This window comes from Planktosalinus sp. (genome assembly GCF_059864935.1).
Genome location: NZ_JCBCCK010000002.1, coordinates 1 through 6,970 on the forward strand (window position 1 = coordinate 1; position 6,970 = coordinate 6,970).

Consider the following 6,970-nt stretch of genomic DNA (forward strand, 5'->3'; position numbering starts at 1 on the left):
AAGGTCGGCATTGGGAGGGATAATATTCCCTGCCCCTGACTCGCCATACCCCAAATGTGAGGGGATAAATAACACAGCTTCATCACCCACCTTCATTTTTAACATGCCTTCTTTAAATCCGGCGATAAGTCCGGCATTTAAACTATATTCCGTTGGCATAGGGGCGTATTGATTGGCTTGTTTTCTTCTTTCATCTACCATTTCATATTCTTCAACAACTTCCAGCTTACTGGAGTCAAACAAGGTGCCATCAGTTAAATAACCTTCATAATTGATGAGCACATTTTGTCCTTCCTGTGGTTGAACACCATCACCTTGTCTGGTGAAATGCATTTTTAAACCGGTTGGAAATTCGGTTGCCTTTTCTTTTAGTGCTGCAAATTCAGCTGCTTTGGCTTCTTTGACGGAGCTGATACGGGCTTCTTTATCCTTGCGTTCCTTTTCGACGCTTTCCATTTGCTTTTCGAAAGAGTCAAGCGTCACTTTTCCTTTTCTGATGATGTTTAGTTTTTCAATCACCACGGGATCTACAGGACGGTCTCCCTGAGCTGTTGGAACAAGGCTTATTTCTTCAACAATTTCCATTCCCTTAACTATTTCGCCAAAAACGGCATGACCGCCATCCAGATGTGGCGTGGGTCTTACAGTGATAAAAAACTGGCTACCATTGGTTGCCGGGCCTGAGTTGGCCATGGATAGAATTCCTTTGCTGTCGTGTCCCAGTTCGGGCACAATCTCGTCAGGGAATCTGTAACCGGGTCCGCCTGTGCCGTTGCCCAGTGGGTCACCGCCCTGAATCATAAAATCTTTAATCACACGGTGAAACACCATTCCGTCAAAAAAAGGCTTGTCTTTGTATTGCTCATCCACCATTCCGTTTTTACCTTCGGCCAGGTCAACAAAATTGGCCACGGTCATAGGCGTTTGTTCGTGGTGGAGTACGGCAATAAATGTGCCTTTGTTGGTTACAAATTCGGCATAAATACCGTCTTCAAGGTCAGGATATTGTTCCTGACACGCAAAAAGGGTCACTGCAAATAATGCTAATAATAAAACTGTTTTTTTCATAAAAAATTAATTGATTTGTTTGATGTTTAAAATGGTTACTGTGGTTACTATAGGCATATTGGCACCAATACGGTTTAAGTCGCCGTAGTAGCCATATGCTTTATGTGAAGGGAAATAAAAAGTGGCTGTTTCTCCTTCATTTAGTAATTTTAATCCTTCACGCAAGCCGGTAATAAGCTCTTCCTTATCCATATGATAGATTTGTTTGCCCATTTCGTCCTTATTGTAAATGGTGTTTCCGTCTAAATCCTTGACGTCATATTCAAACTCGACGATATCCCCAAAATCTGCTTTTTCTTCCTCGAAAGTATTTTTTTTAACAAAGTAATACCAAAACCCGTGTTCTGAGTTGAGAATTTTGTTCACTGTATCACTTTGTAAGATGGCAAGGATTTCTTTTTCCTCTTCGGATATCATTTTTTTATTGCGATCAACCGAAGTGTTGATGTAACTGCCCGAAGTGGTTTTTACCGGTCTTCTGGCCTCGGGGGTTTTGCAACTCCAGGCTAACAAAGCAATGGTGATGATATAAATATATGATTTAAGCATTTGATAATTCCTGTTTATAGCCTTGCAATTTACTAATAAAATAGCGAACTGTTTCATCAAGGCTCAGTTTACTTTTTGCTCCTGCGGCATTGATGTGCCCGCCACCTTCAAAATAATTCCGGGCAAATTGGTTGACATCAAATGTGCCGAGACTTCTGAAAGAAATTTTAATGATTTTATCTTGTCGGCTCTCAATAAAAATTGCGGCAAAGGTTACATTTTTAACCGAAAGGCCATAGTTGACAAAACCTTCGGTATCGCCTTTCTGAAAGTTGTGATTGTCAAGTTCGTCCTGAGTAAGTGTGATGTATGCCGTGTTGAACTCCTTCAATATTACCAGATTTTGTAATGCCACACCAAGCAGTTGCATCCGGGCTGCACTGTTATTGTCAAACAGTGATTGGTGTATAAAAGCATTGTCTATTCCGTTTTCGATTAAATGGGCCGCAACCCGATGTGTTGTTGCCGAAGTTGTGCTGTAACGAAACGAACCCGTATCGGTCACAATACCTGTATAAATGCAGGTGGCAATGTCTTTGTCCAAATAGGACAGGTCTTCCATCATTTCCATAAAATGATACACCATTTCTGCCGTAGAGCATATACTTACATCACTGTAAACGTAAGTGGCATAATCATCCGGTTGTTGATGATGGTCAATAAGGGCAAAGGGTGTTTCAAGACTTTCCAAGACTTGTTGAAACGCATCACCCACACGGGAAAGTGAATTGAAATCGAGGGTGAAAATGAGTTGGGCCTGTTTGATCAGGTTTGTGGTATTTTTTCGGTCGTTTTCAAAAAGTTTAATTACGTCAGCTCCGGGCATCCACCTGAGAAAATCGGGAAAATCATTGGGCATGACCACTTGGGCGTCGTGGCCCTTTTTATTCAGGTAATGACAAAGCGCCAGGGTAGCCCCCATAGCATCGCCATCAGGATTGCGGTGACCAATGATCATTATTTTTTTTGGGGAGCTTAAAAATAATTTTAAGGAGGTAATCTGTTCTTTATTCATAGGCTACGAAGATAAAAAATATCAGGGAGTTGAAGTAAATGAAATGCCAATTTTTGTTAAAATAACAGTTCATCCTCAAATTTTGACACTTGGGTAACATCTTATTTTTTAACGAAACTTACCGTAAGATATTTGCATCATCAAACACAAAATCAATAATTATGGAAAAAGTACTATTAATTTTGGCATTGGTTATTTCTGCCCTGGGGATGAGTCAAACCAATTATGAACAGGGAATGCAAAAGGCATTTCAATTGTGGGGTGAAGGCCAGGCCGCTGAAGCTTCGGCTTTATTTGAGCGCATCGCCTTAGCCGAAAAAGACAACTGGCTGCCGGGCTATTATGTGGCCTTGGTCAATACCACTGAAGCATTTAAAACCCAGGACAGTAAAACATCTGAAGGTTTACTCATTAAAGCACAAAACGCCCTGGACCCGCTTATGGATATAGAGCCCAACAACGCCGAATTGCTTGTCATGCAGGCAATGATTCATACGGCTTACATCGCCCAAGACCCTATGGCCAACGGTCAGAGGCTCTCCGGAACGGTGATGCAACTGTATGGCAAGGCAGGGGTAATAGCACCCAACAATCCGCGGGTAGTAATGAGTAAAGCCCAGTTTGAACTGGGAAGTGCCCAGTTTTTCGGAACTGATATCAAACCCATTTGTACACAAATAGAAAAAGCTATTCAACTTTTTGATACCTTTAAACCTGAAACACCTTTTCATCCCAACTGGGGAAAAGATCAGGCAGAGCAGACGATTAAAGGGTGTCAGTAGGTTTCAGGTTTCTTGTTTCAGGTTTCAAAGTCAAATAAAAAATGAAAAAGTTTGCAATAATTACGGGGATTGGGGTACTGATTGGAACAGTGCTGTTTCTGATTGACCAGAGTTTCAGACTGGTATCCGGAATTACGGTTGAGTTTGATATAAAATTGTTTTATTCTTTTTTGTTCTATAGCTTATACAGTATTCCCCTTGCAGTGGTGAATTCTTATTTTTTTGATTATCTCGATGTAAGTGTAGATTGGAAAAACAAAGGCAAATATCGCTTTGCCATAGGGCTTTTTGGTTCGGTGCTGCTCACGCTCATTACCATTTTTTTTGTAAGAATGTTTCACAGAACGGTAATTGACGGGTTGAGTATGGAAGCCTTTTTTCAAACAGAGCGACTACAGTTTTATTACATTGCTTTAATCATAACACTGGTCATTTCGCTGTTTTTTCACGCTTTCCACTTTTATAAGGAATTACAGAAAAAAAAGCTGACAGAACAGAAAATCATAGCCGGAACAGCTTCGGCACAATTTGAAAGTTTAAAAAACCAGATTGATCCCCATTTTTTATTCAACAGCCTGAACGTGCTAACTTCATTAATAGAAGAAAACCCTGAACATGCCCAAAAGTTCACTACTTCATTGTCTAAAATCTACCGCTATGTGCTGGAACAGAAAGACAAGGAACTGGTGAGCCTGGAAGAAGAACTCGCTTTCGCAAAAATTTATATTCAATTGCTGCAAATGCGTTTTGAAAACAGTGTTTTTGTGGAATTGCCCAATCAGCTTCACAACCCCGAAGCCAAAGTGGTTCCGCTATCCTTGCAATTGTTGCTTGAAAATACCATCAAACACAATGTTGTTAGCGAAAGCAAACCTTTAAGAATTAAAATTTACGAAGAAAACAACACGCTTGTTATAGAAAATAATTTGCAGCGAAAAGAAGTACTCAGCACCCGTAAAGGCGTTGGCCTGCAAAACATCATCAATCGATACGGTATTCTAACAAGCAGGAGGGTTGAAATTATTGAAACCGAAAGTCAGTTTCAGGTGAAACTGCCCATTTTAACCAAACAATTTACAGTCATGGAAAAACATAAAGACATAGAAAACAACAATTCCTATTTAAAAGCCCACCGCAGGGTGAAGGAAATTAAGGAATTTTACTCAAACTTATTTACCTATTGCGTAGTCATGCCGTTTTTGATTTTTATCAATTACTATACTTACTGGGAATTCAAATGGTTTTGGTTCCCGCTATTGGGCTGGGGAATGGGTGTAGCCATACACGGATTTATGGTATTTGGATACGGTACTTCCTGGGAAGAGAAAAAAATCAGGGAGATTATGGAAAAGGAACGTAAAAACACTCAAAAGTGGAATTAAAATTCAATTAAAAAAAAACATTATGGAACGAAACTATCACGAAGAAGAGCTTTATAAAGTCGCCAAAAAACGCATCAAAGAAATCAAAGGATTTTATATTCACCTGATGGCTTATATTTTGGTCAATGGTTTTATACTGTTTGTCAATAAAAAAATGATTTACATTGAAATGTCAAATATTAATGTTGAAGATTTTAGTTTATTATTTTTCTGGGGAATTGGATTGTTTGCTCACTGGGTAGGGGTGTTTGGCGCAAACATTTTCCTAGGGAAAAACTGGGAAGAACGAAAAATTAAAGAAATGATGGATAAGGAGCGTAAAATGAAGAGTAAATGGGAGTAGGGGTTCAAAGTTTCAAGTTTCAGGTTTCAGGTTTCAGGTTGAAATTATTTTTAAATAAAAGATTATAAGTATATGCAAACCATCATTATAGAAGACGAAAAACCGGCGGCGCGCAGGCTAAAGCGAATGCTTGAAAAACTGAATGTTCAGGTGTGGGAGACGCTGCATTCTGTGGAAGAGTCATTGGAATGGTTTTCAAAAAACAAACATCCTGACCTGATTTTTTTGGACATCCAGCTTAACGACGGACTTTCATTTGAGATTTTTGAAACCATACAGGTGCAAAGTGCCATTATTTTTACCACGGCCTATGATGAATATGCCCTTCAGGCATTTAAACTCAACAGTATCGATTATCTTTTAAAACCCATAGACGAAGACGAATTAATAACTGCTGTTGAAAAATACAAAAACCTGAAACAAGCATTTGGCCCTGACAGTATGCAATCGCCTCTTCAAATTAATTTTGAAGACATCAAGAAACTACTGGTCAATCCGTTGGATAGGGAGTATAAGAAGCGTTTTACTGTCAAGGTGGGTCAGCATTTAAAAATGATCACCGTTGATGAAATTGAATGCTTTTACAGCGAAAACAAAGGCACTTACCTGCACACCATTGACGGCAGGAACTACCTGCTGGATCAACCACTGGAACAGTTGGAGAACGAACTCGCCCCTCAGGAATTCTTTCGGGTCAGCCGAAAGTTTTTTGTCAATATCAGCGCCATCAAAGACATTATTGCCTATTCAAATTCACGACTAAAATTGTTTTTAAACTCCTATAAGGAAGATGAAATCATAGTAGCCCGAGAAAAGGTCAAGGATTTCAAGAATTGGCTGGACTAAGATTTTTCTTTGTCAAATTCAATACTCAGCGAATTCACACAATATCGTTGACTTGTCTCCGTGGGTCCGTCATTGAACACGTGACCCAAATGGCCGCCACAGGAAGCACATAAAATTTCCACACGCATCATTCCGTAACTGGTGTCTTTGATATATTCCACACTGCCTTCCACACTTTCGTCAAATGAGGGCCAGCCACAACCGCTTTCAAATTTGGAGTTGCTTTCAAACAACAAGGCATTGCATCCGGCACAGCGGTAATTTCCATCTTCAAAATGCAGATTATAAGCTCCTGTAAATGGCCTCTCAGTACCTTTTCTGCGAAGGATGGCATATTTTTCTTCTCCCAGTTCCTCCAGCCATTCGGCTTCAGATTTTTGAACTTTATATTTTTTATCAATCATTTTTTTTAGGTTTGAAAGTTAAGGCAGCGCCATTGATGCAGTGACGTTTTCCGGTAGTGTCCCGGGGTCCGTCATCAAACATATGGCCCAGGTGACTGCCGCAATTGGAACATTTTAATTCTGAGCGCGCATAGCCAATTTTGTAATCCACATCAAACTCCAGGTTTTCATCAACACCACGATCAAATGAAGGCCATCCTGTACCGGAGTCAAATTTGTGTTCGCTTTCATAAAGCAAAACCCCACAACCCCTGCAATGATAAGTTCCCGGAGCATAGTTTTTATCGAGAGGACTGCTAAAAGCCCTTTCTGTACCGGCTTCTCGTAAAACATGGTACTCCAGTTCGCTCAATTCTGCCTTCCATTGGGCTTCGGTTTTAACTACTGCATACTCTTGGTTTTGGTTGGTTTGTTGCGCTTTTGAATTGCAGCTAATTAGAGAGACTGCCAGCAGGCATAAGGTGAGTTTGTAAAACATAAAGCAACTTTTTTTATTACTAAATTAACGGAACTATTTACGAATAAAAAGTGGCTCGAGTTTTTTTAACGAAAATTTAGTTTTAACAATCCGTTTAATGAAA

General features: G+C 39.9%; 9 protein-coding genes. 4 read left to right on the plus strand and 5 right to left on the minus strand.

Annotation, left to right across the window (positions count from 1 at the left end; translation table 11 throughout):
• The 3 genes from AC6F75_RS00010 to AC6F75_RS00020 all read right to left on the minus strand — a co-directional run.
• Window positions 1-1,068: peptidylprolyl isomerase (locus AC6F75_RS00010; RefSeq protein WP_500712872.1), on the minus strand; the 1,068-nt coding region annotated here is incomplete at its 3' end.
• Between the two features lie 6 nt (window positions 1,069-1,074).
• Window positions 1,075-1,617, minus strand: a complete 543-nt coding sequence (gldI, locus tag AC6F75_RS00015) for a gliding motility-associated peptidyl-prolyl isomerase GldI (RefSeq protein WP_500712873.1) — start codon at window positions 1,615-1,617, stop codon at window positions 1,075-1,077.
• On the minus strand, window positions 1,610-2,632 hold the full coding sequence (locus tag AC6F75_RS00020) for a DHH family phosphoesterase (RefSeq protein ID WP_500712875.1): 1,023 nt from the start codon (window positions 2,630-2,632) through the stop codon (window positions 1,610-1,612). Before AC6F75_RS00020 ends, gldI begins: the two co-directional genes overlap by 8 nt.
• A gap of 161 nt (window positions 2,633-2,793) precedes the next feature.
• On the opposite strand from AC6F75_RS00020, the gene AC6F75_RS00025 reads away from it, so the two are divergent.
• The 4 genes from AC6F75_RS00025 (at window position 2,794) to AC6F75_RS00040 (ending at window position 5,985) form a co-directional block, all read left to right on the plus strand.
• Window positions 2,794-3,414, plus strand: coding sequence for a hypothetical protein (locus AC6F75_RS00025; protein ID WP_500712876.1), 621 nt, complete (start codon window positions 2,794-2,796; stop codon window positions 3,412-3,414).
• 41 nt (window positions 3,415-3,455) lie between these two features.
• Window positions 3,456-4,796 (plus strand): histidine kinase, encoded by a 1,341-nt coding sequence (locus tag AC6F75_RS00030; RefSeq protein ID WP_500712877.1) that lies wholly within the window; start codon window positions 3,456-3,458, stop codon window positions 4,794-4,796.
• 22 nt (window positions 4,797-4,818) lie between these two features.
• A complete protein-coding gene (locus AC6F75_RS00035) occupies window positions 4,819-5,139 on the plus strand; it encodes a 2TM domain-containing protein (RefSeq protein ID WP_500712878.1) in 321 nt (106 codons plus the stop codon).
• A gap of 72 nt (window positions 5,140-5,211) precedes the next feature.
• Window positions 5,212-5,985, plus strand: a complete 774-nt coding sequence (locus AC6F75_RS00040; RefSeq protein WP_500712879.1) for a LytTR family transcriptional regulator DNA-binding domain-containing protein — start codon at window positions 5,212-5,214, stop codon at window positions 5,983-5,985.
• Here the strand turns inward: AC6F75_RS00040 and msrB (AC6F75_RS00045) are convergent.
• Together msrB (AC6F75_RS00045) and msrB (AC6F75_RS00050) are read right to left on the minus strand one after the other, a co-directional pair.
• Window positions 5,982-6,389 carry a peptide-methionine (R)-S-oxide reductase MsrB gene (msrB, locus tag AC6F75_RS00045; protein WP_500712880.1) on the minus strand — a complete coding sequence of 136 codons (408 nt, stop codon included), beginning with the start codon at window positions 6,387-6,389 and terminating at the stop codon, window positions 5,982-5,984. The genes AC6F75_RS00040 and msrB (AC6F75_RS00045) overlap by 4 nt on opposite strands.
• Window positions 6,382-6,867 carry a peptide-methionine (R)-S-oxide reductase MsrB gene (gene msrB, locus AC6F75_RS00050; protein ID WP_500712881.1) on the minus strand — a complete coding sequence of 162 codons (486 nt, stop codon included), beginning with the start codon at window positions 6,865-6,867 and terminating at the stop codon, window positions 6,382-6,384. The genes msrB (AC6F75_RS00045) and msrB (AC6F75_RS00050) overlap by 8 nt, the downstream gene beginning before the upstream one ends.
• Window positions 6,868-6,970 lie beyond the last annotated feature (103 nt).